Origin of the sequence: Beijerinckia sp. 28-YEA-48 (genome assembly GCF_900104955.1) — a bacterium.
Lineage (GTDB): Bacteria > Pseudomonadota > Alphaproteobacteria > Rhizobiales > Beijerinckiaceae > Terripilifer.
The window spans coordinates 1,697,229-1,721,822 of the sequence record NZ_FNSI01000001.1; the positions used below are offsets into that span (position 1 = coordinate 1,697,229).

The window sequence follows — 24,594 nt, forward strand, 5'->3', positions numbered from 1 at the left end:
CACAGGGAGATGAAATGATGCTCGCCGAGACCATCGCTACCACCCCTCCCGTGACGCCTGCGCAGGCCACCGCCGAAGCGCAGATCATCGGGCGCCACATCGCCGTCGACTTCGACCATTCGGGTCGACGCCAACGCGTGCTGCAGAGCGTCAATATCGCCATTCCCCGTGGCAGTTTCGTCTCCCTGATCGGCCCGTCTGGCTGTGGCAAGAGCACGCTGCTGAAAGTTCTGGCCGGGCTCGTCATGCCCACCGAAGGATCGGTGACGGTTGACGGCATCGCGCCGGAAGAAGCGGCCAAGAACCGCATCATCGGCCTGGTTTTCCAGGAAGCGACTTTGCTGCCGTGGAAGAATGCCATCGAGAACGCCGCCTTTCTGTTGATGACGGCGGATGAATCCATCGCCAAATCGGAAGCTTTCGGCCGCGCTGAAGCGATGCTGAAACTTGTCGGCCTTGTCGGCGCCGAAAAGAAAATGCCTTCGCAGCTATCGGGCGGCATGAAGCAGCGCGTCGCCATCGCCCGCGCTCTAGCGCTCGATCCGCAAGTGCTGTTGATGGATGAGCCGTTCGGCGCGCTTGATGCCATCACCCGTGAAGAGATGAGCGAGTGCCTGCTCGACATCTGGGAGCGCACCGGCAAGACCATCGTGCTCGTCACCCATTCCATCGATGAAGCGGTCTTTCTCTCCAATGAAGTGCATGTGATGGGCACCGGCCCCGCCCGCATCATCGAGACCTTGCCGATCACCGTGGCGCGGCCACGCGGCGAGGACAGTTATTCGGAACCCGCGTTCAAGGCTGCCGAGAAGCGCCTGCGCGGCCTGTTGATCGAAAGCCACAGGAGGACGTCGTGACGGAAGCGGTGCAGAGCGGCGTGTCTCCCGCCCGATCCGAAAAGGTGCGCAAGCCGCTGCCGGATTTCATCCCGGCGATGGCGCTGATGATCGCCGCGCTGCTGCTATGGGAATTGGGCGTGCGCCTGTTCCAGGTGCCGGAATTCGTCGTGCCGGCGCCAAGCGCCGTGCTGCGCTCGCTGATCGAGAGCCGCTATCACCTGATGATGGCGGCGAAGGTGACGGCGATCGAAGTGCTCGTCGGCTTCATTCTCTCGGCGATTGTCGGCATCGCCGTAGCGCTGATCATCGCCCGGTTCGAACGGTTTGGCCGAGCACTCTATCCATTGATCGTCCTGTTCCAGAACGTGCCGAAGGTGGCGCTGGCACCGATCTTCATCCTCTGGTTTGGCTACGACCTGGCGCCGAAACTGCTGCTGATCGTCGTCATCGCCTTTTTCCCCGTGACCATCGACATGCTGGCTGGCTTGCAGTCGGTTGAATCGTCCTTCGTCTCGCTGATGAAGTCGGTTGGCGCCAATCAGAACAAGATCATGATGCGGGTGCGCATTCCCCATGCCCTGCCGCATCTGTTTGCCGGCCTGAAAGTGGCCATCACCTTTAGCGTCATCGGCGCTATCGTCGGCGAGTTCGCCGGCGCCAACGCGGGCCTCGGCTATGTGATCCAGTTCGCCTCGACGCAATTGGACACGCCGCTGGTCTTCTCCGCCCTGTTCGTCATCTCGGTGCTCGGCCTTGCCTTCTACTACGTGGTGGAACTGGCCGAACGGATCCTCGTGCCGTGGGCGCCGAAATACGACACGAGGCAACGTTCTCACTGATCAAAACAAGAAACCCCACCCAAACTGAACCAGAGGACCAGACCTATGAGAAGATTAGCGTTCGCCGCCCTCCTCGTTGTCACCGGCTCGGCCGCTGAGGCTGCCGACAAGGTCAGCGTGCAGCTCGACTATGTGGTGCGTGGCAATCATGCGATGTTCTTTGTCGCTCAGGAAAAGGGTTACTACGCCAAGAACGGCATCGAGGTGACGGCGATCCAGAAGGGCACGGGCTCGCCCAACGCCATGCGGCTCGTCGGCAATGGCAATGCCGAATTCGGCTTCGGCGATCTGCCGACGCTGGCCGTGTCGCGCTCGCAGAACGTGCCGGTGGTGGCGCTCGCCGCCGTCAACCAGCACAGCCCACTCGCCATGCTGTCGCTGTCCAGCAAAAACAAGCTAACCAAGCCGTCGGATCTCAAGGGCCTCAACATCGGCGTGCAGCCGTCTGGCTCGACCTATGTGTTCCTCAAGGCCTTTCTCGCCGTCAATGGCATGTCGCTCAATGACATCAAGCAGAGCACGGTGACACCGCCCTACGAGAATTATCTGCTACTGGGCCGCGTCGATGCGGTGCCTGGCTATATCGACGCCGAAGTGCCGGAGCTGGAAGCCAAGGCCGGCGGCCCGGGCTCGTTGTCGATCATGCAGGGCTCGGATTTCGGCTATAAGGTCTATGGCTCGGGACTGTTCACCACCGAGAAGATGATCGCCGAAAAGAGCGATGTGGTACAGCGTTTCGTCAACGCCTATATGCAGGCCTTCGCCGACGTGGCGAACAACCCGTCCGAGGCCGCCGACATCATTATCAAGGCCAATCCGGAATATGCCAGCCGCAAAACCGTTCTAGTGCAGCAGATCGAAGCCGACGTGGGCCACAGCTTCTTCAGCGACGACACCAAGGCCAATGGTCTGGGCTGGATGACCGAGGCGGTCTGGGCCTCGACGATCAAGACCCTGGTCGATCAGGAAGTGATGAAGCAGTCGATCCCAGCCGCCTCCGCCTTCAACGACAAATATCTCAAAGGCGCCAATCCGCTGAAGCGGTAGGCACCGAACAACTAGAGGAGACTACCCATGATCCGTGTTCTTGGCCGGCAGACCTCCGGCAATGTGCAGAAAGTCCTGTTCTTCCTCGAAGAGGTGGGCGTGCCTTATGTGCGCGAGGATTACGGCCGTCAATTCGGCAATACCAACACCGACGATTATCGCGCGCTCAATCCCAACATGAAGGTACCGACGCTGGTCGACGGCGACGTCACCGCCTGGGAATCGCACACGATCCTGCGCTATCTCGCGGCTTTGCATAAGCCGGAATTCACCGGCGCGACGCCGGCCGAGAAAACCCAGGTCGAGCGTTGGATGGATTGGCATCTCGGTTCGCTGAACGCGCCTTATCTCGCCGTGTTCCGCGATGCCAAGAAGCCGGAAGCCGAACGTAGCGCCGATTTCGCCGCCCAAGCGGCCGATCTCGTCGCCCAGATGAAGATCCTAGACGGCGCCTTGGCTGGCAAGGACTGGCTGGCTCTTGGCCGCCTGACGCTCGCCGACTTCGCCATGGCCAGCGTCGCCAAGCGCTGCCTGGAATTCCCGATCGAGAAACCGGCACTGCCGAACCTGACGCGCTGGATGAAGGCCATCGAAGAACGCCCGGCCTTCCAGGTGGCCATCGGCAGCAAGCCGAGCACGATCGCCAAGGCGGCGTAATCTTGAGGGCGCGCCGCGGGAGGCGCGCCCTTTTCTGCTTTCAGGGAGAGACCGGGCCGTGGCCGGCGACCAGTTCGACTATGTGATCATCGGCGCTGGCTCTGCCGGCTGCACGCTCGCCAACCGCCTGTCGGCTGATCCTCATCTCAAGGTTCTCGTGCTCGAAGCCGGTGGCTGGGACAGGCATCCCTTCATCAAGCTTCCGCTCGGCTGGGGCAAGGTACTGCGCGACCGCATCTATGACTGGGGCTATGACGGCGAGCCGCAGCAGACGATGGGCGGACGCCGGGTCGAGTGTGCGCGTGGCAAAGTGGTCGGCGGCTCGTCCTCGATCAATGCCATGGCCTATGTGCGTGGCAATCGCGGCGACTATGATCGCTGGTCCTCTTATGGCCTCGATGGCTGGTCCTACGAGAACGTGCTGCCCTATTTCCGTAAGCAGGAGAATTGGGAAGGCGGCGCCAACGCCTATCGCGGCGCCGGCGGTCCTCTCTCAACACGCAAGGCGCGCTATCAGGACCCGCTGGTCGAAGCCTATTTCGCCGCAACCGCCGCGGCCGGCTACGAGCAGAACGAGGATTATAACGGCGCGCGCCAAGATGGCTTCTCGCGCATGCAGATGACCATCCGCAACGGCTGGCGCGAGAGCGCCGCCACCGCCTATCTGCATCCGGTTCTGCGCCGCCCCAATCTGCAGATCCGCGTCAAGGCACAGGTAACGCGTATTCTGTTCGAGGGCACGCGCGCCGTCGGCGTCGAATATGTGCAGGACGGCCAGCTGCATCAGGTGTGCGCCGACAGCGAGGTCATTCTGTCCGGCGGGTCGATCAATTCGCCGCAAACTTTGCAACTGTCCGGCATCGGCGATCCGGAACTGCTGGCCGCCCACAAGATACCCGTCAAGGCCGCCCTGCCCGGCGTCGGCCGCAATCTGCAGGATCACGCCGCCGCTTTACTCATTTACGGCCGTGGCGACACCAGCCCGCTTCTGCGCAACATGCGCTATGACCGTGTCGCGCTGGGCGCCCTGCAGGGCTATGCCTTCGGCACCGGCTTCATGAGCGATCTGCCGGGCGGCATCACCGGCTTCGTCAAGACCGACACGGCGAAAGCCCTGCCCGACATCCAGCTGCTGTTCATCGCCGGCTCTTTGGCAGCCAATCCCTACCTGCCGCCGTTCCAGAAACCTTTCGCCGACAGTTTCGCCTGCCGCATCGTGCTGCTGCGGCCGGAGAGCCGTGGCACGGTGAAGATCGCCTCCGCCGATCCGTTGGCGCACCCCAAGATCGACATGGGCCTGCTCTCCACCACCAACGACTGGACGGTGCTGCGCCAGGGCATCAACCTGTTCCGCGATCTGGCGCGCCGGCCCGAGCTGAAAGACTTCGTGTCGCGCGAGATCGGCCCCGACGCCAGCGTCAAGGACGATGCCGCCCTGGAAGCCTATGTCCGCAACACCGCCGTCACTGCGCATCATCCGGCTGGCACCTGCAAGATGGGAGCTGCCAGCGACGAGATGGCGGTGGTCGACGGCGCCCTGCGCGTGCGTGGTGTCGAGGGACTGCGCGTCGTCGATGCCTCGGTTTTCCCCGATCTTGTCGGCGGCAACATCAACGCGCCAACCATCATGATCGCCGAGCGCGCCGCCGATCTCATTCTCGGCCGCGTGCCGTCATAGCTGGTCGTCGCACCAGCGGCTGAAGAAGCGCAGGAACGTGCGTACGCGACGCGGCGCGAAGCGCGCATTGGGAATGACGGCGTAGACCGGCCGCTGGCGAATATCATATGCGGCCAGAAGCGGCTCCAACAGACCACTCTCCAGGTCAGCCTTGACAAAATAGAGCGGCAGCTGGGCGATCCCGACGCCGGCAATCGCGGCCTGCCGGATCGCCTGGACGCTGGCCGCCGAAAAGCGGCCGGACACTTTGACGGACTGGCCATTGGTGAAGCGCCAAATTCGATCCGGCGCGAGACGCGGATGCAAAAGGCAATTGTGCGACGACAGGTCCTCAATGCTTTGCGGACGCCCGGCCTCCTTGATGTAGGCCGGGGCGGCGCACGTCGCCCAGCGCATCCAGCCAACCCGCCGCGCCACCACCGCCGAGTCCGCCGGAATCTCCCAAAGCCGAATGGCGATATCGACATCGCCATCGACGCCGCCGAAAGAATGCGAAGCTGAATCGCTGAGCAGCATCGTCACCTCGAGGCCGGGGTGCGATCGGATGAACTCAGCCAGAAAAGCGGCGAAGCTTCCGGCTCCAAACGCGCGCGGCACCAGCAGGCGCAAATGCCCCATCGGGTCGGTCTGGCTATCGCGAATGCTGGCCTCAGCCTCGTCGAGATCGGCAATCAGACGCGTACAGAGATTGAAATAGCTTTCGCCAACCTCCGTGAGGGCCAGCCGCCGTGTGGTTCGGCGCAGCAGTTCGGCGCCGAGGCTCTGCTCCAGATCCTGAATATGTTTGGTCACAGCAGCGCGTGACGCCCCAAGTTCCGCAGCTGCGTTGCGAAAGCTCCCGGCCTTCACCACACGCACGAAGGTTTTCATCGCCCGCAACCGATCCATCCAGGCAAGATTGTTCACATTTTCTGAATTGTCGAGTCGTGTTTCATTATCTTGTTTAGATTCCGCGGCTCCCATAACCTTCTAAAAAATAAGCCTGGGAAGGAAACAGATGCCGGCCTATGTCATTGGTGAAGCTGAAATTCTTCATCCTGAACGCATGCAGCCCTATAGTATCGCGGTGGCCAAGGCCGTGGCGCTGCACGGCGGCAAATATCTAGCCCGTGGCTCGGTTCCTGAAACACTGGAGGGAGCCGGCGGCCACAAATTCCTGCTCATCGAATTTCCCGACCGACAGACGGCGCGCAACTGGTTCGCTTCCCCAGAATATCAAGCCGCAAAGCAGCTTCGCTTGGGCAACTCGAACCTGCGGCTGCTGCTGATCGACGGCTAGATTTCATGGAGATTGGGCACATGGCGCATCGACCCGCATATCGCCTCCTGGCACAGCTCCCTGCTCTGGCTGCGCTCACTGCGATGACCACGTTGGCGCTGCCTGCACGCGCTCAGCCGAATTTCTACGCCAATAAGCAGATCAGCGTGATCATCTCCCACGCCGCCGGCTCGCCCTATGATTCCTTCGCGCGCCTGGTGATCCGATACTATGGCAAGCACATTCCCGGTAATCCGACGTTGGTGCCGCAAAACATGCCCGGCGCCGTCGGCATGATCGCGCTCAACACGCTCTACAATCGTGCGCCACGCGACGGCACCACAATCGCCCAAGCCGGCAAAAGCGTTGTTCTCGAGCCGCTCTTTGGCAATGAATTGGCGCGCTTCGATCCATTGAAACTGAACTGGATCGGCAGCGGCCAGGCCGACGTCAGCTTATGTTTCAGCCGCCTCGACAGTCCGATCAAGACGATTGAGGACGCACGGCGCCAACAGGTTCTGGTCGGCGGCACCGGACCGACCGGCGACAGCAATTTCATCTCGCATCTGGTCAATCAGCTGCTCGGCACCAAACTGAAGCCGATTCTCGGCTATCCCGACACCCCCAATGTCGCGCTCGCCATGGAGCGCGGCGAACTCGATGGCGGTTGCGGCTACACGTCGACCACACTGCGCGCCGCTCGGCCTCAATGGTTTGACGGCAAGTCCATCAATATTTTTCTGCAAGCCAGTCTGAAACGCACCACCGGCTTCCCCGACATCCCATCCCTGGGCGAACTCGTCACCGACAAGAAGGATCGCGAGGCGCTCGAGGTGGCGATCAGCACCGACCCGTTGGTGCGCACCTTCGTGGCGCCGCCCGGAGTTCCCGCCGAGCGGGTCGAAACCCTGCGCAGCGCCTTCATGGCCACGATGAAGGATGCCGATTTCATCGCCGATGCGACAAAGGCGCAATTCGACATCACCGCGACCAGCGGCGCGGCTGTGAAAGCCCTCGTCGAAAAGCTCTACGCCAGCCCGCAGGACGCGGTGCAAAGGATCATCGAAATTCGCAAGATCGCCAGCAACACGTCACCCGGTCCGACACGATAACCCGTCTCATACAGGAAGAACGCCCATGCTCCCGACAGTGAAGCCGCTCGATTTCTCGGAAGTCCCCGTTATCGATCTTGGCCCGATCGCTTCCGGCGGCGATGAAGCGCGGCGCGCCGTCGCCACTGCCATTGCTGAAGCCTGCGCCCGGGTCGGGTTTTTCTACGTCAAGAACCACGGCGTCGCGAACGAAGATATCGCCGCCATTTTCAAAACCGCCGAAGATTTCCATAACCTGCCGCTGGACGCCAAGATGGAGGTCTCGGTCACCAAGAACAATCATTTCCAAGGCTATCTGCACGGCAAGACCAAGGGCAACGACCGCAATATTTCCGAGAACCTACAGGAAGCCTTTCAGATCAAACGCCCGCTGGCGCCCGACGATCCTGATCTTCTGGCGGGCACGCCGCTGCATGGCCTGATTCCTTGGCCCAGCGCCATGCCTGATCTGCAGCCGCGCATGATGGCCTATTATGAGAAAGTCGATGCGCTCGGCCGCGAACTGGTAACGCTGTTCGAGATGAGCCTCGATCTGCCGCGCAAGACCTTCAGCCGTTTCTTTCGCAAAGACATGAACTCACTGCGGCTTTTGCATTACCCGCCGCAAGCGCCCGATGGTCCAGGCGACCACCTTGGCGCGCGGGCTCATACCGACACGAATGCCTTCACCATCCTGGCGCAGGATGCCAATGGCGGACTGGAAATCCGCAACAAACTCGGCGAATGGGTAGCGGTGCCGCCTATTCCCGGCACCTTCGTCGTCAATGTCGGCGAAATCCTGAAAGTATGGACCGATGGCGTCTTTTCTTCGACCGTCCACCGCGTCATCAATCGCTCCGGCCGCGAACGCTACTCCATTCCTTTTTTCCTCTACCCCACCTACGACGAAGTGATCTATCCGATCATCCGCAATCCCGACCCCGCAAACGTCGCTCCGGAGGATTTGCCGACGTCGATGCCGCGCGATCGGCACTTCATTTGGGGAGAGTTCAAAGCCCGCAATTCAGCCCGCATCATTCCGCAAAAAGAAACGGCGAGTTGAAGCAGCTTGAAAATGAAAACCGCCCCGCGCTGCGGCACGGGACGGTTCTCCGAGACGGCCCTCGGGCTGTGGAACAAAGGCCTCTCGGTTACGCCGCTTGAGCTTTAAGCAGCTTGGCGACGCTGCGCGGGGATCGCAGAGGTGACGATCGAGAAACGCGCGCAGGCTTCGAAGCGGTTGGCCAGCGAACAATCGCGCCAGACCTTTTGCGCCGCTTCATAATTTTCGAACGGACCGAATGTCTTGCCGGTACCTTCGATGATCTGGCGGAAATCGAGATCGGAGAACTCGCCGCCGACAACCCAGAATTGCTCTTGCATGGCATGCTCCTTAAGATTGGACATTGCGTTGAAGGTGATTACTCCGCCGCGACGCGGGTTTCGGTCGCGGGCTTGAACTGGTCGGTCTCGGTCGATCCCGCCATGGCGGTCGTCGAGGATTTGCCGCCGGAGATCGCCATCGCCACCGCATCGAAATAGCCGGTGCCCACTTCGCGCTGGTGGCGCACGGCGGTGAAGCCGTTGGCCTGGGCGGCGAACTCACGTTCCTGCATTTCCGAATAGGCGCCCATGCCGCGCTTGGCATAGCCCTTGGCCAGGTCGAACATCGACAGGTTGAGGGCGTGGAAGCCGGCCAAGGTCACGAACTGGAAGCGATAGCCCAATTCGGCGATCTTCTCCTGATAGTGTTCGATCGCGTGGGCATCGAGCTTGGCGCGCCAGTTGAACGACGGCGAGCAGTTATAGGCGAGCAACCGCCCCGGATGCTGGCGATGCATCTCCTGCGCGAACTCGCGCGCTTCGCCGAGATCGGGCTCGGAGGTTTCCCACCACACCAGATCCGAATAGGGCGCATAGGCCAGGCCACGGGCGATGGCATGTTCCACCGAATGGTGGTTGCCCTGCTTCAAGCGATAGAAGCCTTCGCCGGTGCGGCTGGAGCGATCGATGAAGGGATGGTCGTAATCATCGATATCCGAGGTGATCAAGGTCGCCGAATGGGCGTCGGTGCGGGCGCAGATGATGGTATCGACGCCGCAGACATCGGCCGCCAGGCGCGCCGCATTGAGCGTGCGAATGAAGGTCTGGGTCGGCACCAACACCTTGCCGCCAAGATGGCCGCACTTCTTCTCCGAGGCGAGCTGATCCTCGAAATGGACGCCGGCGGCGCCTGCCTCGATCATGCTCTTCATCAGTTCGAAGGCGTTGAGGGGGCCACCGAAGCCCGCTTCCGCGTCGGCAACGATGGGGGCGTACCAATAGGTCGAGGTGTCGCCTTCCGCCCGCGCGATCTGGTCGGCGCGTTGCAGAGCATTGTTGATGCGCTTGACGACGTCCGGCACCGAGGAAGACGGATAGAGCGACTGGTCCGGATACATCTGGCCGGCATTGTTGGCATCGGCCGCGACCTGCCAGCCGGAGAGATAAATCGCCTCGAGGCCAGCCTTGACCTGTTGCAAAGCCTGATTGCCGGTCATCGCGCCAAGCGAACGCACGAAGGGGCGTTCGGCCAAAAGCTTGCGCAAACGCGCCGCGCCGAGCTTCGCCAAAGTGTGTTCGATCCGGACGGAACCGGAGAGCCGGTCAACCTCGGCAGCGGTGTAATCGCGGCGGTTTTCCGGGCTATAGGAGGAAGACATTGCTTTTTACTCCGCTTGTAACAGTGACCCTTATGTCCATCACTGCTTGGCTGTTTGGCCGTCATCGGGCTGAGCGGAAAATGTCATCTGCCTTTGTGAATCGCAATAACTATATGAAAATGAAGATATAACTTGAAATTTCTCATCCGATTGACAATTGTTGATTTGTAAATTGTAATAATCCTGTCAAATGAGGATCCGCATATGCGTTCAGCACGGATTGGCGGCAAGCTGCGTCGCCTGCGGCAGGATCAGAAATTCAACCAGACCCAGATGGCGGCCGAGCTCGGCATTTCGCCGAGCTATCTCAATCTGCTGGAGTCGAACCAGCGCCCCGTCACCGTGAACATCCTTTTGCGCCTGGCGGAGCGCTTCAAGGTCGACCTCGCCGCCATGGGCGGCGAAGACGATAGCCGCCTCGTTGCCGATCTGATGGAGGCGCTGTCCGATCCAGCCTTCGATGCACAAGACATCAAGGCGACCGATGTGCGCGACATCGTCGCCACCCTGCCCTCGATGGCCCGCGCCATGCTGGCGCTCTATCAGACCTATCGCCGTGGCGCGGCGCTGGCGCCCGTCGAAGGCGATTCAGAAAATGACGCAGCGCCGATCGGCCTGCCGTCGGAGGAGGTGACCGACTTCCTGCAGGCGAAGCTGAATTACTTCCCCGGCCTGGAAGAAGCGGCGGAGTCGCTCTGGCACGATAACAGCCTGGCGCTGCTCACCCTGCAGCAGGACCTCGTCAAAGTGCTGGCCGAGCGTTTCGCTGTTGATCTGGAAATCGCGCCCGCTTCCGCCATGCCCGGCCATCTGCGCATGTTCAATCCGCTGACGCGCAAGCTGACGCTGTCGGAAATGCTGCCGGGGCCAAGCCGCACCTTCCAGCTCGCCTATCAGATCGCTCTGCTCGGCCATCGCCGCGAAATCGACCACGCAGCCTCCGCCGGCAAGTTCACCACGCCACAAGCAGAAGCCCTCGCCGGCTCCGCCATGGCGAACTATTTCGCCGCCGCCGTGATGATGCCCTACGATCGTTTTCTAGCTTCGGCTAAATCGACACGCTACGACATCAACGTGCTGCAACATCGTTTCGGCGTGTCCTTCGAGCAGATCTGCCATCGGCTCACCACTCTGCGTCGGCCCGGCCAAGAAGGCATTCCCTTCCACCTCATCCGTGTCGACATCGCTGGCAATATTTCCAAGCGCTTCTCGGCCTCCGGCATTCACATCGCCCGCTTCGGCGCCGCCTGCCCGCGCTGGAATGTCTATGACGCCTTCGCCACGCCGGGCATGGTGCGGGTGCAGGTGTCGCGCATGCCCGACAATTCAAGCTATTTCTGCGTCGCGCGCACCATCGACACGGCAGCACGCGCCACGCCACGCGGCGGCCTGCCGAGCCGTATCGGCCAGCTCGCGGTGGGCCTGGGCTGCGCTGTGCATTTCGCCAAGGATCTGGTCTATGCGGATGGGCTCAATGTCGACGATCCGCAGATCGTCACGCCGATCGGCGTTTCCTGCCGCGTCTGCCCGCGCGGCGACTGCGCCGATCGCGCCATGCCATCGCTGTCGCAGCGGCTTGAGATCGACGAGAACAAGCGCGGGCTATCAACCTACGCCATGCAGATTTAGACCTGCACAAATTTAGATCTTCGCACCCAGTGCCGCACGCGGAATATCAATAGCAAAGCGCGCGCCAGGCCCGGGCGCCATGGTCAGCTTGCCGCCCAATTGCCCAAGCACCGAACCGATCAGCCGCATGCCAAGCCCCCGTGCACCGTCGATCGAGAAATTCGCCGGCAGGCCAACGCCATCATCGGCGACAACCAGATGGACGTTCTCTTCCGTCGCGCTTAAGGAGATGTCGATGCGGCCACGTCGATCGTCCGGATAGGCATATTTGCAGGCATTCGTCACGAGTTCGATGACGATCAAGCCCAGTCTCATGGCGCGGGTGGAAGGTAAAGTGATCGGCGCGGCGTCGACGGTCAGCGCCTCGACATTGTCGGGATGGTTGTCTGCTAGCGCGGTGCAGAGCCCGGCCAGAAAAATGCTCATATCGACCTGCTCCAGATCGACAATGCCGAACAGCTGCTCGTGCACCGCGGCGATGCCGCAGACGCGCTGTTGCGCTTCCTCAAGAGCCGCAGCCGCAGCGCTATCGGACATACGGCGCGCCTGAAAGCCGAGCATGCTGGCAACGATCTGCAGCGAATTCTTGACCCGATGGTCGATCTCGCGCATCAAAATATCGTTGTGAGCCAGAAGCTCCTCTTTCTCCGCCAGAAGGCGCTCAGCCTCAAGCCGGGCGGCGCGCTCCTCCTGCAGAGCCGCCTTCCATTCCTCCGCCTTCATATCCTGAGGCGCGTGTGATTTGAGATCGTCTTCTTGATCTGGAGTCATGTCTTGCATCATGTCTTGCGCCATGCCCCTTGCCTGAAGATCGGACACGCACAACATGCCGATGCGAGGTCCATGAGATGTTTCGATGGGTACGCCAGGCAATATCCGCTCTAGCGGTATGACCTGTGTCGCCCAGGAAGCGAGGCTGTGGTCTCCCATCCGCCGAGCGGTTCGATCCATGCCTGACCTCCTGGCTCGTTTCCTGACCGAAACCGAAATCCTCGGCTCGTGTCTGCAAACGGAAATTAGGTATCCCAAGGCAAGCGCAACAGAGCTGGTTGCATCAGATCATGCTGATACAAATGTATCAGGCCGTGGATCACTTCGAACGGGTGGTGACTTTGGTTGTCGTCCCGATGAAGCCGCGTTCGCGCGCCCAGACGACGGCTGCGGCGCGGCTATGCACATCCGCCTTCGTATAAATGCGGGCGACATGATTGCGGACCGTGTTGCGCGTCAGCTTCAGCTTTTTGACGATCTCGCCATCGCTCAGGCCCTGGCACATCAGCCCCAGCACCTCCAGCTCGCGTGGTGTCAGGGCGGACAATTCCGCTCCTTCCACACTGGCCCGGCCGGGATGCCGCAGATTGGCGAGCTTTTCGATTACCGTGCGGCTAAACCACGAGGTGTCCTTCATCACCGTCTCGATCGCGGCGATCAGCTCGACCTCGGTACGCTTACGCTCGGTGATGTCCTGGATCACAATGAGTACGCAATCTTCACCGTGAATACTCACCGTCTCGGCCGAGACGAGACAATCCAGGATCTCCTGGTGTTTGGTGCGAATCTGAATTTCGACATTGCGGAAACTGCCGCTCTTCTCAATCTCTCGCTCGAGCTGCCGGCGTGATGCATCCACGGTCCATATCGGCAGTTCGCGTCCCATCCGGCCGATAACCTCTTCTTCGGTAAAACCCAGAACGGAGAAGAAGGCGTCGTTGGCATCAAGCAGGCGAAGACCTTCGCGTGTCGCCAGCACCGTGGGGATCGGCGTCAGACGGAAAGAGCGCGCGAAACGTTCCTCGCTCTGGCGTAGCGCATCCTCGGCCTTCCGACGAGGCTCCAGGTCCATGAATGTGAAGAGCATGCAGGCTTCCTCGCCGACCTCGATCGGCTGGCCGGCGACGATCACAAACTTCGAAGTTCCGTCCGGGAGCCGGATCGTCGCTTCCGTCTGCGGGATTGTGCGCCCCTCCCCCAGCGCGGCTATGGCCGTGTCCCTGGTGGCAGCGCCTTCCAACACATCGACCTCATAAGTCGAGCGGCCGATCACGTCTTCACGCGCATAGCCAGTCATCTCCAGAAAGCCCTGGTTGACCTTCACATAGCGTAGGTCCGAGAGACGGCAGATGATGGCGGGCGCCGGATTGGCGCCGAAGGCCCGCTCGAAACGTTCCTCCGCTGTGAAGCGCTCGGTCATGTCCTCGATGATGAGCACATAAGATTCCGGCGCCTCCTTGGCGTCAGTCAGAATAAGCCCGCGCAGCTGCTGAATGCAGTGCCAGGAGTCGTCTTCTGAATCCTCTTCCGAGCGCCCGCCTTTTTTCGCGACCTTAGTGACGTCAACGATCACATCCCTAAACACGGCGCCCGCCAACAGGCGGTCGATCGGATATTGGCTCTCCGTCAATACGTGATTGTTGCGATATTTCAGCTGAAAGCGCGCCCGATAGTCGGCGGCTGTCGTGCCGAGTTCCGCCAGTTCGGTGACGCCATGCAGGCTCAGGGCTTTATCATTGGCCCAGACGATACCCTCGGCCCGATCGATCAGCAGAATACCCTCACCCAATCCGGAGATGATCTCTTGTAGCTGACGACGATCCACCTGCTGTCGCAGAACCGCCTCGTCCGGAACCTCGTTCGTCATTGTATTCCTTGTCTCGCACGGATCGATCGACGAGAGCCTTTTTTCAACCATCACAATAGCCGGGAATTCCTACCAATGAAAAGCACCCCTGCCGCATCGCGCCAGGGGTGGTTGAAGATTTAGGAGGATGCGGCGAAACATCCTCGCTTGCTTCACTTCTTCACGGCGTCGCGGACGGAGTCCTTGGCGCTGCCGACGGCGTTCTGGACTTTACCAGCAACCTTTTCCGCCTTGCCTTCTGCTTCGGTCTTGGCGTCGCCCGTCACTTTGCCGACGGCTTCCTTGATCGTGCCCTTGACCTGCTTGGCCGCGCCTTCGATGCGATCCTTGTCCATGATATTTCTCCATGAATGTATCGCCGGCTCGTGTGGAAGCTTTCGCCTCCGACCGGCACGCTCCACATCTAGGCTTCGAAGCGGAAGCGCAAAAGACACCCCTGGATCAGGATAAGTGATACATGTGCATCAGGCTGCGGGCTTAGCCGGCCTCAGCAAATAGTGGCTGACGCCCCATTCCTTGCCATCGGCATGGCCAAAAAGGCCGGATGTCGCGAGGAAGAACAACCGCCAGCGGCGCATCCATAAATGGGTCTGTTTGCCATAAACCGGACGCAACACCTTTTCGATCTCCGTTGTGTGTGCATCGAAATTGGCCAGCCAATCCTCCGCCGTGCGCCGATAATGGGTGCCGTTCCAACGTTGCTCGGTCTCGACTTGAAACAGATCGTCAAACTGCCGGATCAAAGTATGGCTCGGCATGATGCCGCCGGTGAAGAAGTGTTGGGCAATCCAATCGCCGCGATCATTCTCATCGAATTTGTACGAGCCGAGACGGTGGGTGAAGACATGCAGGAACAATTTGCCCTGCGGGCGCAGCCAGCCACGCACATGGGTCAGGAGCTTGCGCCAATTGCTCATATGTTCGAACATCTCAACAGAGACGATGCGATCGAACGTCGTCGCCGTTTTGAAGATATTCATATCGCAGGTGATGACCGCGAGGTTCGAGAGGCCCCGCTGCTCCGCTTCGCCCATGATATAAGCGCGCTGCGAATTTGAGTTGGAGACGGCGGTGATGCGGGCGCCTGGAAATTGTTCCGCCATGTAGAGCGACAGAGAGCCCCAGCCGCAGCCCAATTCGAGAATGTCCTGGCCGTTCCTCAGATCGGCGTTGCGCACGGTCTCGACCAGCGCGGCGTTCTCCGCCTCCTCCAGGGTTGCCGGACAGTTCGGATACAGGCAGCATGAATATTTACGATGCGGGCCGAGAACCAGCGCGAAGAAAGCGGCCGGCACCTCATAGTGCTGGGCGTTGGCTGCATCCGTATGCACGGCGATCGGCGCCACGCCCATCTGCGCGACAAACCGCGCGTCGTCCATGGCATCGATATTCGCCAATTGGCGACGGGTGCGCGCGACAAGGAAGTTGATACCGGCCCGGCTGATGAAATCGGGAACCGGAATAGCCTCGGCTGCCACGATGGCTGAATCGACGAATGTCATGGCGTGCCTCCTTCAGGCGGCTGGCGGGCGTGGAAAGAAAGCGCTGGTGCGGGCGGCGTAGCGCCGAAAACTGTCGCCATATTTGGCGCGCATATGCGCTTCGAGTGGCGGAACTCCGGAGACGCGGGTGAGCAGCCAATACATGGAAAGAGCACCGGCGAAAGCGAGCCAGCCGATCGGATAGTCAGTGGAGAAGCTCACCGCGAAAAGCGGATAAGCCAGCCAGCCGAGCCATTCGAAGAAGTAATTGGGATGCCGCGACCAGCGCCACAGGCCCTCGTCGCAGAAGCGATCGCGATTTTCAGGCTTCGCGCGGAAGGCGCGCAGTTGCGCGTCAGCCACGGCTTCCCCAGCAATGGCGACCAGAGCGACGATGATGGCCAAGACATCCTGTGGTCGCCATGGGATAGGCGACCAGGCGGCCAGTGCGATCGAAATCACCAAAGGAATACTGACCAGGGCCTGCGCCTGCACCAGCCGGAACATGCCGAGTCCGACCTTCAGGCCCATTTCGGTTTTCATCTTGGCATAGCGCGGATCGTCGCTGATCCCCCGCGTCCGCCGCAATAGATGTAGGCCGAGGCGCAAGGCCCATAAGGCAACGAGGGCGACGACCACCAGAATGCGTGTCGATGACGCCTTCGTCGAGAGGAATGCCGCGAGCGCCAGGACAATGCCGACACCACCGACAGCGCAGGTCCAGGTCACATCGATCCAGCCGGAATTGCCCGTGCGTCGCTCGGCAATCCAAGCCCCGGTCATCGCCAAAGCCAGCCCTATCCACCCGCAAAGGAGAGTGAGGAGAAGGACGCGGGCACCCATGACGATCTCCGGACTATAAGCGCACGAAGGGCTGTATCAGGCGGCCCAGCAAACCCTTCAGGCGGATCGTACCTTCCATGGCGACAAGACAGATACACTCCTCGTTACCGATGCGCGGGGCATGGGCAATGCCGCCATCGGCTTCTTCCAAATCACCGACCTGGAAACGCCCGAGTTCGTGACTGAATTCCCCCTTCAAGATCAGGGTCAGTTCGGTACCGGAATGGGTGTGATGCGGCAATTCAGTGCCGGCGGCGCCACGCAGCATGAAGGCGCGCACACCACGATCTTCCAAGTTGATGCCGCGTCGATAGACGCCGGGCCCAATCCAGCGCCAAGGTCCCCGGCCATAGAGATCGATCATCGCTTCGACGCCGTCGGCGCCCGCGAGATCGCGTGGCAATGCCGGCTGCTGCGGCAGATCGACGGGAATGGCGGTGAGCGCCTGGGCGCGCCGCTTCGCATCGAACGCCCCATCATCGACCTGATCGAGGAGCATGCCGCCAATACATTCAAAATCAGCCACCGCCTGCCGGCACTGCGAACACATGGCCACATGAGCTGCGATAACGAGCGCACTCGCCTCGTCAAGGGCACCGGAGGCGAATTCGGCCAGCAAAAGGTCGCTCGGGTGATGGGCGGGAATCATGATGTTTTTTCCTCCGCCAGATCTCCCAGAGCCTGGCGCAACCTAATCATGGCGAGGCGAAGCCGGGATTTGACCGTTCCCAGCGGCAACTCGAGACATTTCGAAATTTCTCCATGGGCTTTGCCTTCGACAAAGGACATACGGACCACCTCGGCCTGTTCGGCCGGAAGGTATTTCAGTGCATCGGCGACACGGCGCTGGCGCTCGTCGAGGCTGGCACGCTGATCGGGTTGTTCCGGCGCCTCCGGCTCGATCCGATCGAGAAGAGCGTGCATCTGGGCGCGCCGGTCGCGACGGATGCCGTCGATGCGCAGATTGCGCGCGATGGCGAAAACCCAGGCAGCAGGCGCCGCGCGCTGCGGGTCGAAATATTCGGCCTTGCGCCACAGGGTCAGCATAGCGTCCTGAGCGACGTCCTCGGCGATTTCCACCGTCGCACCGGTGCGCAGGATCATTCCGCGAATGCGTGGGGCGAAGTGATCGAACAGACAAGCGAAGGCCTGCCGGTCGCGCCGCTGCGCGATCAGCCGGATCATCTCCCCATAGTCCTTGTCCGACTGGTCCGGACCCTTGCCTGTCATCTCAACTCCGCGCCGGATCGTGGTGACCCAGCGTTCTGACAATCGCCGACGGTCGCGTCCCGCCCCGATCACCGTTTCGTTTGCAACCTGGCGAATGTCGAGCTTCATAACTCCCGATACGCCTGCCGGATGCAAGTGGATCACCGATTCCCTTAAGGAACGGAACCGGCGGCCTGCCGTTGAAGGGCAGAAGCGCCAGCAGAATTCCCAATCGTCCTGATCCAACGGTCCGCCTGGGCCGTTCTATAGAGGCCCAACTGCTGTTCGGGAGGCAAATTCATGCACAAAATCGTTGTTTTAGCTGTTCCAGCAGCCATGTTTCTGAGTCTTTCGGCTCCCCTCGCCCTGGCCCAGGATGCCTCCGGCAGCTGGGCCCGAGGCGACGGCATCGCCCGGGTCAACATCGCCCCCTGCGGCGCGCAGATCTGCGCCGTCAACACCTGGATCAAAGACGGCGTGACCGATGAGAAGATCGGCGACCGGCTGGTGATGAACGTCAAACCGGCTTCGCCCAGCGTCCTCAGCGGCACCGCTTATGACCCGCAGCGTAAGATGTCGTACAATATCGACATCACCGTGGCTGCCAACAGTTTGAAAACCCAAGGCTGTGTCCTGGGCCGGTTGCTGTGCAAGAACATGTCCTGGAGCCGCATTCGCTGACGCGTATGATCGTGCGGCAGTGATCCAGGAGACGGCCAAGACCGTAGTGCAGATAAGCCGCAGATGAGAAGCGGCGACCGCACGAGGTCTGACAATGAATGCCCATGTGGCCCCGCCCCTTTCCAGAGCAGCCGGCCTGAAGATCGCCATCGTCGGAACCGGAATTTCCGGCATGTCGGCAGCTTGGTTGCTCGCCACCCGCCATCAGGTCACAGTCTACGAACAGGATGGACGTATTGGCGGCCATTCCAACACCCGCGACGCGCCGACCCATAACGGTTCGATCCCCGTCGACACCGGCTTCATCGTCTATAACGAGAAGACCTATCCCAATCTGACCGCCCTCTTCTCCCATCTCGACGTCACCACGCAGGAGTCGGACATGTCCTTCTCCGCTTCGCTGCACAATGGCGAGATCGAATATTCCGGCGAAAATCTCGCCAGCCTGTTCGCTCAGCGCAGCAATCTGTTGCGGCCGCGTTTCTGGTCGATGCTCTATGATCTACAGCGCTTCTATCGGCAAGCATCGCGCGACAGCCGTCATCATCTGCTGGCGGACTTGTCGCTCGGTGAATATCTCGACAAAGGCGCCTATGGCGCGGCCTTCCGCGACGATCATCTGCTGCCGCTCGCCGCCGCGATCTGGTCGGCGCCAGCTAGGCGCATTCTCGATTATCCCGCCGCCTCTTTCATTCGCTTTCAGGAAAATCACGGCCTGCTGAATATTTTCAAACGGCCGATCTGGCGCACCGTGAGCGGCGGTAGCCGCGCCTACGTGGAAAAGCTGACGCGTGGCTATGCCGATCGCATTCGCCGCAATGCCGCCGTCGTGTCGGTTGTCCGCCATGACGATCATGTCGAGATCATTGATGCCACGGGCCAGCGCGACTGTTTCGATCATGTCATTCTCGCCACCCACGCTGACCAAGCGTTGAAGCTTATCGACACGCCGACATTGCCGGAACGTGAATTGCTGTCGGCATTCCGCTACAGCCACAACATCGCCTATCTGCATCGCGACACCTCGCTGATGCCTCGGCGACGCAATGTCTGGGCGAGCTGGAACTACCTCGATCTGCGCACCGAGAACGAGCTTGACTGCCTCACTGTCACCTATTGGATGAACAAGCTTCAGGGCATCGACCCGGCGCATCCGCTGTTCGTGACGCTCAATCCGGCGCGCCCGCCTGAAGCCGACAAACAGATCAGCCAGGAATTCTATGAACACCCGACCTTCGACACAGAGGCCATCGCCGCGCAGAAGCAGCTCTGGTCGCTGCAGGGACAGGGCAATGTCTGGTTTTGCGGCGCTTACATGGGGGCTGGCTTTCACGAGGATGGCTTGCAGGCAGGGCTCGCGGTCGCCGAAGCGATCGGCGGCGTGCGGCGGCCCTGGCAGGTCGAGAATGAATCCAGCCGCATCGGCTTGCCGGATGGCTGGGAGGTCGAGGTTAAGGAACTGGCCGCATGACCTTCCACTCGCGCCTCTATGTGGGAACGGTGACACATCTGCGCCTGCGACCGCGCCGGCATCGGCTGCGTCATTCCTGCTTTTGGCTTTGCCTCGATCTCGAGGAAATCGATATGCTGGCGTGCAAACTGTGGTGGTTCTCGTCCGAGCGTTTCAATCTGATGAGCTTTCGCACCGCCGATCATGGCGATGGCAGCCCCACGCCGCTACGTCAGCAGGTGGAACGGCATCTGCGGCAGGCCGGCCTCGATCCACAGGGAGGCACCATCAGCCTGCTCACCATGCCACGCGTCCTCTGGTATGGCTTCAATCCGATCAGCGTCTATTTCTGCCGCGATCGCGACGGGCGGCTACAGGCCTTAGTGTATCAGGTGCACAACACCTTCGGTGAACGTCATTCCTATTTGATCCCGGTCGAACCGGACCGAGAGAATGGCGACAGCATTCGCCAAACCTGTCGCAAGGAATTCTACGTGTCGCCCTTCATGGACATGGACATGGTCTATAACTTCAAGGTGCAGCCACCCGGCGAGCGCGTGACCGTCGCCATCAGCAGCCACGACAACGACGGGCCGGTGCTGCAAGCGACCCTGAGCGGCAAGGCCATGGCGATCAGCGACAGGACATTAATGAAACTGTCGCTGGCCAATCCGTTTTTGACCCTGAAAGTCATCGCCGCCATTCATGTCCATGCGCTGGTGATCTGGCTGAAAGGCATCCGCCTGCGTGCGCGCCCGAAGGCCCCGGAACAACCGGTGACGCAGGTATCAGCCCGCTAGGGCAATTGACACCCACTCGTCTTTCCGTCATTTTCGTCTCGGTTGATACGACCTGCCGCTTGCGCCCTTCGGGGACGGTAAACGTATCGCGGCCTTAGTCGCCCTTTGCCCGAACGAGCGGGCCAGCAATGCAAGCCTCTGGCACTTCTGTCTCGTTCAAGCAAAGGATGAAGACATGCGCGATTTCCGCAACGCCAAAGCCATGGCGCAAACACTGCGTAGTGCACTCGCCGCCAAAGGCCTCAAGATCACGCACAGCCAAAGCCTCGAACTGATCGCCGAGACATTCGGCGTCGCCGATTGGAATACGCTGGCTGCGATGATTCACAGCGAACCCACGGCTGTTCGCAACAATGTCCCCTCACCATTGCGCCTCGCTATCGGGAGTGATCCGGAGGTTCCGCTTTCCGCTACGCTTTCGAGCACATTGCAAAAGACTTTTGTTTTCGCCAGCCGGAGAAAGCATGAATACGCCACGCTTGAGCATCTCCTCCTCGGCCTGATTGATGACGCGGATGCGGCCGCGCTGATGAGCGTCGGCAACGTCGATTACGGCGTGCTATCGGAGAAACTGACCGGCTACCTCGACAACGACCTCAAGAAATTGATGGTCGGCGGTATCGCCGCGCCCAAACCGACGGCCGCGTTTCAGCGCGTGATCCAGCGCGGTAGTCTCCGCGCCCAGGAACTGGAGCGGCCCCTCCTCACGGGGGCACATATCCTCGAAGCTCTGTTCACCGAAACGCAGAGCCCGGCGGTAAGATTTCTCGGCGAACAGGGGATGACCCAGCAGAGACTATCCGAGATCATCGCCCCAGAGCCCTAGCTCATCTCCGGCGCCCAGAGGAACAGGGCGAAGGGGAAGACACCGAGGAAAAGCCAGAAGGCGAGAAACAGCGCCGTGGAGAATGGTCGCCCACGCTCGCGCGCCCGCTTTGGCTTGCGCGGATCATAAATGATGTCGATCGGCGCGCCGATGATCCGTGTCATGGCATTGCAGCCGAGGTTCGAGACGAACTCCTGCGAACGGCCCAGCACATCCTTGAACTGGATGATCGGCCGATCGGGCGATTCATCGCCCGGATCGATGCCCACCACCCTGCCCGCCGCGCGCCGGCCACGCATGACCAAGACGATCTCTTCATAAGCGGCGGCCAGAATGACGGCGGCGAAAAACAGGCTCACCATTAGCAGCCAGATCCTGCCGGAGTTGAAGTCGAAACCGAGGAACTTAGCGAGAAGCACGAACGGCCGCAGCACGGCCTCGAAGAGGGCCTGGATCTGCCGGAAGACTGTGTTCCAGAGAGCTTCAATGGCCATGGGTGCAACCTGAAGATGTAAAAACCCAATAGCATGGGTTCGCAAAGCATTGATGAACGCGGGCCAATGCCACTTGCTGGATTATTGTGCAACGCACAATTTGTAGCCAGGAATCTGCCCCGGAGTTCGCATCAGCCCCCTCGTCCGGCGCGGGACCTCACCCGTGCCGTCCAATCGCGCTGGCACGACAATTGCCTAAAAATATAGCGCTTGGAGCTCATGGACAGGTACGGCCGTTGGTCATGCTTTCCGGGGTCCTCGGCTTCTGACATGCCGCACGGCAATCCGCGCGGCCATTCGATGGAATAGCACTTGCTTGATCGAAGACAGAGACGGGCGTTGAGCGACGACGCTGTTGATCTATCGGCAAAGCCGCGACGTACGGCGAGGACTGGAGCTTTGGCTGAGATGGAGAAAAAGCCGGTTTCGTCAGGTGCCGAACCGGGCGGACAGCGCGACGCCAATTTGAAAATCGCTATCGTCGACGAAAGCGCCATCCGCGCGGCGATCCTGGAGGATGGCTTGCGTGAGGCTGGCTTCACCCACGTCACCCGTATCGAGGAAACGCGCAATCTGCTGACACGTATCTACGCCATGGACCCCGATGTCATTCTGATCGGCCTGGAAAGTCCCAGCCGTGACACGCTGGAACAGCTGTTCCAGATGAGCCGTGTGGTGAAGCGGCCGGTCGCCATGTTCGTCGATCAGAGCGACCGCGCCTCGATCCAGGCGGCCATGGATGCCGGTGTTTCCGCCTATATCGTCGACGGGCTGCGCAAGGAGCGTGTGACCACCATCCTTGATCTGTGCATCTCGCGCTTCAATGCCTTCTCACGGTTGCAGACCGAACTCGACCAGGCCAAGGGCGCGCTTGAGGAGCGCAAGCTGATCGACCGCGCCAAAGCCATTCTGATGAAGGCCAAGGGCCTCGCCGAGGATGATGCCTATGCGCTGATGCGCAAGACCGCCATGAACGAGAACAAGAAGATCGCCGAAATCGCCCAAGTCATCATCACAGCCGCGGACCTCTTCAGATGAAAATAACGCGACTTCGCATTGGGTACATCCCGTTGGTGGACGCGGCCGCGCTCCTGGTCGCCGCCGATTGCGGCTTCGCCCAGGCGGAAGGGCTCGAAATCGAGTTGGTGCGCGAAGTTTCGTGGTCGAACGTGCGCGATAAACTCAACCTCGGCCTGCTTGATGCCGCGCATCTCCTCTCGCCGCTGGTGATCGCCTCCAGCCTCGGTCTCGGCCATGTTCGCGTCCCCATTATCACGCCCTTCAATCTGGCGCTGAACGCCAACGCCATCACCATCTCGCCGCAGCTCCACGCCGCCCTGTCGGACGTTGCCACCGGCGATCTGGCCGATCCCCATGTGTCAGCACGGGCGCTGGCGCAGGTCGTGGCCGACCGCAAGGCGCGCGGCGCCGAGCCTCTGAATTTCGGCATGACCTTTCCGTTCTCCAACCACAACTACCAGTTGCGCTTCTGGATGGCGGCGGGTGGCGTCGATCCAGACGAAGACGTGCGGCTTGTGGTCCTGCCGCCGCCTTACATGGTCGAGAGCCTGGCCAGCGGCCATGTCGACGGCTTCTGCGTCGGCGCGCCCTGGAATCTGGTCGCGGTCGATGCCGGTGTCGGACATATTCTGCATCTGGGCTACGAGATCATGGCGCGGGTGTCGGAAAAAGTGCTGGCGATGCGCGAGCGTTGGGCAAACGACAACCCAGCGCCGTGCGCCGCGCTGATCCGCGCTCTGATGCGCGCCGCCGATATGATCGGCGACCCGGCCCATCGCACGACAGTGGCGGACGTCATCGCGGCCCGTATCGACGTGACGCCCGATCTCGTCGCGCGCGTGCTGGCCGGCACGATCCTGCTCTCACCGAATGGCCCTACCCGCAACAACCCACATCACATCATCATTGGCGGCCAAGCCGCCACGCGACCCGATCCGGTGCAAGCCGCCTGGTTCTACGCCCAGCTTGTGCGCTGGGGTCAGGCGCCTCTGTCGGACGAGATGCGGGAACGCGCGGTGGCCGCATTCCGCACCGATTTATACGACGAAGCGCTTGGCACATTGCCCGCCGCGGCCAACACGCCATCAGATCGCATCGGCGCCTTCGCCGGCCCAGAGTTCAATCCGGTTAACATCCAGGACTATCTCAATGCCTGGCGTAAGCCCTCGGGGCGCCCTCGGCTGTCGGTCGTGCGATGAACAACGCCGTTTTGCTCAAATCGTTGACATGCTGATGCTTTGGTCGCCAGCGAGGCAGCGCTCGCGGTTGACGTGCCTGCTTTGTAACCATTTGGAAGCAAGACGAATTCGAATCCCGCCGAAGTTGGCACGCGTCTTGTATTAAAAACAACGAGAGGCGCTGCTGTTGTAGCGTCTGGTCCAACGACGGGCCAATCAGCAATGCCGCTGTTC

The 24,594-nt window shown here is 60.9% G+C and carries 26 protein-coding genes; 15 read left to right on the forward strand and 11 right to left on the reverse strand.

Features of this window, described 5'->3' with window-relative positions; genetic code table 11:
* The first annotated feature begins 14 nt into the window (after positions 1-14).
* The 5 genes from BLW50_RS08005 to BLW50_RS08025 are packed head-to-tail and all read left to right on the forward strand — an operon-like array spanning position 15 to position 5,060.
* Positions 15-857 (forward strand): ABC transporter ATP-binding protein, encoded by an 843-nt coding sequence (locus BLW50_RS08005; RefSeq protein ID WP_244544168.1) that lies wholly within the window; start codon positions 15-17, stop codon positions 855-857.
* Positions 854-1,678 carry an ABC transporter permease gene (locus BLW50_RS08010; RefSeq protein ID WP_244544169.1) on the forward strand — a complete coding sequence of 275 codons (825 nt, stop codon included), beginning with the start codon at positions 854-856 and terminating at the stop codon, positions 1,676-1,678. The genes BLW50_RS08005 and BLW50_RS08010 overlap by 4 nt, the downstream gene beginning before the upstream one ends.
* Before the next feature lie 45 nt (positions 1,679-1,723).
* Positions 1,724-2,725, forward strand: coding sequence for an ABC transporter substrate-binding protein (locus tag BLW50_RS08015; protein WP_090700040.1), 1,002 nt, complete (start codon positions 1,724-1,726; stop codon positions 2,723-2,725).
* 27 nt (positions 2,726-2,752) lie between these two features.
* Complete coding sequence (locus BLW50_RS08020; RefSeq protein WP_090700043.1) at positions 2,753-3,382, forward strand: glutathione S-transferase family protein; 630 nt, start codon at positions 2,753-2,755, stop codon at positions 3,380-3,382.
* 58 nt (positions 3,383-3,440) lie between these two features.
* On the forward strand, positions 3,441-5,060 hold the full coding sequence (locus tag BLW50_RS08025; RefSeq protein WP_090700045.1) for a GMC family oxidoreductase: 1,620 nt from the start codon (positions 3,441-3,443) through the stop codon (positions 5,058-5,060).
* Here the strand turns inward: BLW50_RS08025 and BLW50_RS08030 are convergent.
* Positions 5,055-5,966: a LysR family transcriptional regulator gene (locus tag BLW50_RS08030; RefSeq protein ID WP_170850050.1), complete on the reverse strand. Its 912-nt coding sequence runs from the start codon at positions 5,964-5,966 to the stop codon at positions 5,055-5,057. The genes BLW50_RS08025 and BLW50_RS08030 overlap by 6 nt on opposite strands.
* 91 nt (positions 5,967-6,057) lie before the next feature.
* Between BLW50_RS08030 and BLW50_RS08035 the strand changes: the two genes are divergently transcribed.
* The 3 genes from BLW50_RS08035 to BLW50_RS08045 are packed head-to-tail and all read left to right on the forward strand — an operon-like array spanning position 6,058 to position 8,472.
* Positions 6,058-6,339 carry a DUF1330 domain-containing protein gene (locus BLW50_RS08035; RefSeq protein ID WP_090700052.1) on the forward strand — a complete coding sequence of 94 codons (282 nt, stop codon included), beginning with the start codon at positions 6,058-6,060 and terminating at the stop codon, positions 6,337-6,339.
* 20 nt (positions 6,340-6,359) lie between these two features.
* The gene (locus tag BLW50_RS08040) at positions 6,360-7,430 is read left to right on the forward strand and encodes a Bug family tripartite tricarboxylate transporter substrate binding protein (protein WP_170850051.1); all 1,071 of its coding nucleotides are present in this window, start codon (positions 6,360-6,362) and stop codon (positions 7,428-7,430) included.
* Positions 7,431-7,455: 25 nt separating this feature from the next.
* On the forward strand, positions 7,456-8,472 hold the full coding sequence (locus BLW50_RS08045) for an isopenicillin N synthase family dioxygenase (RefSeq protein ID WP_090700058.1): 1,017 nt from the start codon (positions 7,456-7,458) through the stop codon (positions 8,470-8,472).
* A 104-nt stretch (positions 8,473-8,576) separates the two neighbouring features.
* Here the strand turns inward: BLW50_RS08045 and BLW50_RS08050 are convergent, their stop codons facing one another.
* The gene (locus BLW50_RS08050; protein ID WP_090700061.1) at positions 8,577-8,792 is read right to left on the reverse strand and encodes a DUF4170 domain-containing protein; all 216 of its coding nucleotides are present in this window, start codon (positions 8,790-8,792) and stop codon (positions 8,577-8,579) included.
* A 38-nt stretch (positions 8,793-8,830) separates the two neighbouring features.
* Positions 8,831-10,111, reverse strand: coding sequence for an isocitrate lyase (gene aceA / locus BLW50_RS08055; protein ID WP_090700064.1), 1,281 nt, complete (start codon positions 10,109-10,111; stop codon positions 8,831-8,833).
* A gap of 204 nt (positions 10,112-10,315) precedes the next feature.
* Here aceA and BLW50_RS08060 point away from each other — a divergent pair, with 204 nt between their 5' ends.
* On the forward strand, positions 10,316-11,740 hold the full coding sequence (locus BLW50_RS08060) for a helix-turn-helix domain-containing protein (RefSeq protein ID WP_090700068.1): 1,425 nt from the start codon (positions 10,316-10,318) through the stop codon (positions 11,738-11,740).
* Between the two features lie 12 nt (positions 11,741-11,752).
* Here BLW50_RS08060 and BLW50_RS08065 read toward each other — a convergent pair whose 3' ends face one another.
* The 7 genes from BLW50_RS08065 to BLW50_RS08095 form a co-directional block, all read right to left on the reverse strand.
* On the reverse strand, positions 11,753-12,511 hold the full coding sequence (locus BLW50_RS08065) for a sensor histidine kinase (RefSeq protein ID WP_170850052.1): 759 nt from the start codon (positions 12,509-12,511) through the stop codon (positions 11,753-11,755).
* A gap of 319 nt (positions 12,512-12,830) precedes the next feature.
* Positions 12,831-14,378 carry a helix-turn-helix transcriptional regulator gene (locus tag BLW50_RS08070; protein ID WP_090700076.1) on the reverse strand — a complete coding sequence of 516 codons (1,548 nt, stop codon included), beginning with the start codon at positions 14,376-14,378 and terminating at the stop codon, positions 12,831-12,833.
* A gap of 152 nt (positions 14,379-14,530) precedes the next feature.
* Positions 14,531-14,713 (reverse strand): CsbD family protein, encoded by a 183-nt coding sequence (locus BLW50_RS08075; protein WP_090700078.1) that lies wholly within the window; start codon positions 14,711-14,713, stop codon positions 14,531-14,533.
* A 129-nt stretch (positions 14,714-14,842) separates the two neighbouring features.
* Complete coding sequence (locus BLW50_RS08080) at positions 14,843-15,880, reverse strand: SAM-dependent methyltransferase (RefSeq protein ID WP_090700081.1); 1,038 nt, start codon at positions 15,878-15,880, stop codon at positions 14,843-14,845.
* Positions 15,881-15,892: 12 nt separating this feature from the next.
* Entirely contained in the window at positions 15,893-16,702 is an 810-nt protein-coding gene (locus tag BLW50_RS08085) for a DUF1295 domain-containing protein (RefSeq protein WP_090700083.1), read from the reverse strand.
* A gap of 13 nt (positions 16,703-16,715) precedes the next feature.
* A complete protein-coding gene (locus tag BLW50_RS08090; RefSeq protein ID WP_090700086.1) occupies positions 16,716-17,351 on the reverse strand; it encodes a ChrR family anti-sigma-E factor in 636 nt (211 codons plus the stop codon).
* The gene (locus BLW50_RS08095) at positions 17,348-18,157 is read right to left on the reverse strand and encodes a sigma-70 family RNA polymerase sigma factor (RefSeq protein ID WP_244544170.1); all 810 of its coding nucleotides are present in this window, start codon (positions 18,155-18,157) and stop codon (positions 17,348-17,350) included. Before BLW50_RS08095 ends, BLW50_RS08090 begins: the two co-directional genes overlap by 4 nt.
* Before the next feature lie 54 nt (positions 18,158-18,211).
* Between BLW50_RS08095 and BLW50_RS08100 the strand changes: the two genes are divergently transcribed.
* The 4 genes from BLW50_RS08100 to BLW50_RS08115 all read left to right on the forward strand — a co-directional run bounded on the left by BLW50_RS08100 (position 18,212) and on the right by BLW50_RS08115 (position 21,668).
* Positions 18,212-18,592, forward strand: coding sequence for a DUF2147 domain-containing protein (locus BLW50_RS08100; protein WP_090700089.1), 381 nt, complete (start codon positions 18,212-18,214; stop codon positions 18,590-18,592).
* 94 nt (positions 18,593-18,686) lie between these two features.
* Entirely contained in the window at positions 18,687-20,063 is a 1,377-nt protein-coding gene (locus tag BLW50_RS08105) for an NAD(P)/FAD-dependent oxidoreductase (RefSeq protein WP_090700092.1), read from the forward strand.
* Positions 20,060-20,842 carry a DUF1365 domain-containing protein gene (locus BLW50_RS08110; RefSeq protein ID WP_090700096.1) on the forward strand — a complete coding sequence of 261 codons (783 nt, stop codon included), beginning with the start codon at positions 20,060-20,062 and terminating at the stop codon, positions 20,840-20,842. Before BLW50_RS08105 ends, BLW50_RS08110 begins: the two co-directional genes overlap by 4 nt.
* Positions 20,843-21,017: 175 nt before the next feature.
* The gene (locus BLW50_RS08115) at positions 21,018-21,668 is read left to right on the forward strand and encodes a Clp protease N-terminal domain-containing protein (protein ID WP_090700098.1); all 651 of its coding nucleotides are present in this window, start codon (positions 21,018-21,020) and stop codon (positions 21,666-21,668) included.
* Here BLW50_RS08115 and BLW50_RS08120 read toward each other — a convergent pair.
* Entirely contained in the window at positions 21,665-22,162 is a 498-nt protein-coding gene (locus BLW50_RS08120) for a DUF3592 domain-containing protein (RefSeq protein WP_090700101.1), read from the reverse strand. The genes BLW50_RS08115 and BLW50_RS08120 overlap by 4 nt on opposite strands.
* Positions 22,163-22,570: 408 nt before the next feature.
* On the opposite strand from BLW50_RS08120, the gene BLW50_RS08125 reads away from it, so the two are divergent.
* Both BLW50_RS08125 and BLW50_RS08130 read left to right on the forward strand, forming a co-directional pair.
* Entirely contained in the window at positions 22,571-23,200 is a 630-nt protein-coding gene (locus BLW50_RS08125; protein WP_090700104.1) for an ANTAR domain-containing response regulator, read from the forward strand.
* The gene (locus tag BLW50_RS08130; RefSeq protein WP_090700107.1) at positions 23,197-24,381 is read left to right on the forward strand and encodes a CmpA/NrtA family ABC transporter substrate-binding protein; all 1,185 of its coding nucleotides are present in this window, start codon (positions 23,197-23,199) and stop codon (positions 24,379-24,381) included. The genes BLW50_RS08125 and BLW50_RS08130 overlap by 4 nt, the downstream gene beginning before the upstream one ends.
* Positions 24,382-24,594: the final 213 nt, after the last annotated feature.

What these genes read in the sequence shown, in the direction of transcription:
- BLW50_RS08005 (WP_244544168.1), top strand. Translation starts at nt 15, where the DNA reads ATGATGCTCGCCGAGACCATCGCTACCACCCCTCCCGTGACGCCTGCG.
- BLW50_RS08015 (WP_090700040.1), top strand. Translation starts at nt 1,724, where the DNA reads ATGAGAAGATTAGCGTTCGCCGCCCTCCTCGTTGTCACCGGCTCGGCC.
- BLW50_RS08020 (WP_090700043.1), top strand. Translation starts at nt 2,753, where the DNA reads ATGATCCGTGTTCTTGGCCGGCAGACCTCCGGCAATGTGCAGAAAGTC.
- BLW50_RS08035 (WP_090700052.1), top strand. Translation starts at nt 6,058, where the DNA reads ATGCCGGCCTATGTCATTGGTGAAGCTGAAATTCTTCATCCTGAACGC.
- BLW50_RS08040 (WP_170850051.1), top strand. Translation starts at nt 6,360, where the DNA reads ATGGCGCATCGACCCGCATATCGCCTCCTGGCACAGCTCCCTGCTCTG.
- BLW50_RS08045 (WP_090700058.1), top strand. Translation starts at nt 7,456, where the DNA reads ATGCTCCCGACAGTGAAGCCGCTCGATTTCTCGGAAGTCCCCGTTATC.
- BLW50_RS08050 (WP_090700061.1), bottom strand. Translation starts at nt 8,792, where the DNA reads ATGCAAGAGCAATTCTGGGTTGTCGGCGGCGAGTTCTCCGATCTCGAT.
- aceA (WP_090700064.1), bottom strand. Translation starts at nt 10,111, where the DNA reads ATGTCTTCCTCCTATAGCCCGGAAAACCGCCGCGATTACACCGCTGCC.
- BLW50_RS08060 (WP_090700068.1), top strand. Translation starts at nt 10,316, where the DNA reads ATGCGTTCAGCACGGATTGGCGGCAAGCTGCGTCGCCTGCGGCAGGAT.
- BLW50_RS08065 (WP_170850052.1), bottom strand. Translation starts at nt 12,511, where the DNA reads ATGACTCCAGATCAAGAAGACGATCTCAAATCACACGCGCCTCAGGAT.
- BLW50_RS08070 (WP_090700076.1), bottom strand. Translation starts at nt 14,378, where the DNA reads ATGACGAACGAGGTTCCGGACGAGGCGGTTCTGCGACAGCAGGTGGAT.
- BLW50_RS08075 (WP_090700078.1), bottom strand. Translation starts at nt 14,713, where the DNA reads ATGGACAAGGATCGCATCGAAGGCGCGGCCAAGCAGGTCAAGGGCACG.
- BLW50_RS08080 (WP_090700081.1), bottom strand. Translation starts at nt 15,880, where the DNA reads ATGACATTCGTCGATTCAGCCATCGTGGCAGCCGAGGCTATTCCGGTT.
- BLW50_RS08085 (WP_090700083.1), bottom strand. Translation starts at nt 16,702, where the DNA reads ATGGGTGCCCGCGTCCTTCTCCTCACTCTCCTTTGCGGGTGGATAGGG.
- BLW50_RS08090 (WP_090700086.1), bottom strand. Translation starts at nt 17,351, where the DNA reads ATGATTCCCGCCCATCACCCGAGCGACCTTTTGCTGGCCGAATTCGCC.
- BLW50_RS08100 (WP_090700089.1), top strand. Translation starts at nt 18,212, where the DNA reads ATGCACAAAATCGTTGTTTTAGCTGTTCCAGCAGCCATGTTTCTGAGT.
- BLW50_RS08105 (WP_090700092.1), top strand. Translation starts at nt 18,687, where the DNA reads ATGAATGCCCATGTGGCCCCGCCCCTTTCCAGAGCAGCCGGCCTGAAG.
- BLW50_RS08110 (WP_090700096.1), top strand. Translation starts at nt 20,060, where the DNA reads ATGACCTTCCACTCGCGCCTCTATGTGGGAACGGTGACACATCTGCGC.
- BLW50_RS08115 (WP_090700098.1), top strand. Translation starts at nt 21,018, where the DNA reads ATGCGCGATTTCCGCAACGCCAAAGCCATGGCGCAAACACTGCGTAGT.
- BLW50_RS08120 (WP_090700101.1), bottom strand. Translation starts at nt 22,162, where the DNA reads ATGGCCATTGAAGCTCTCTGGAACACAGTCTTCCGGCAGATCCAGGCC.
- BLW50_RS08125 (WP_090700104.1), top strand. Translation starts at nt 22,571, where the DNA reads ATGGAGAAAAAGCCGGTTTCGTCAGGTGCCGAACCGGGCGGACAGCGC.
- BLW50_RS08130 (WP_090700107.1), top strand. Translation starts at nt 23,197, where the DNA reads ATGAAAATAACGCGACTTCGCATTGGGTACATCCCGTTGGTGGACGCG.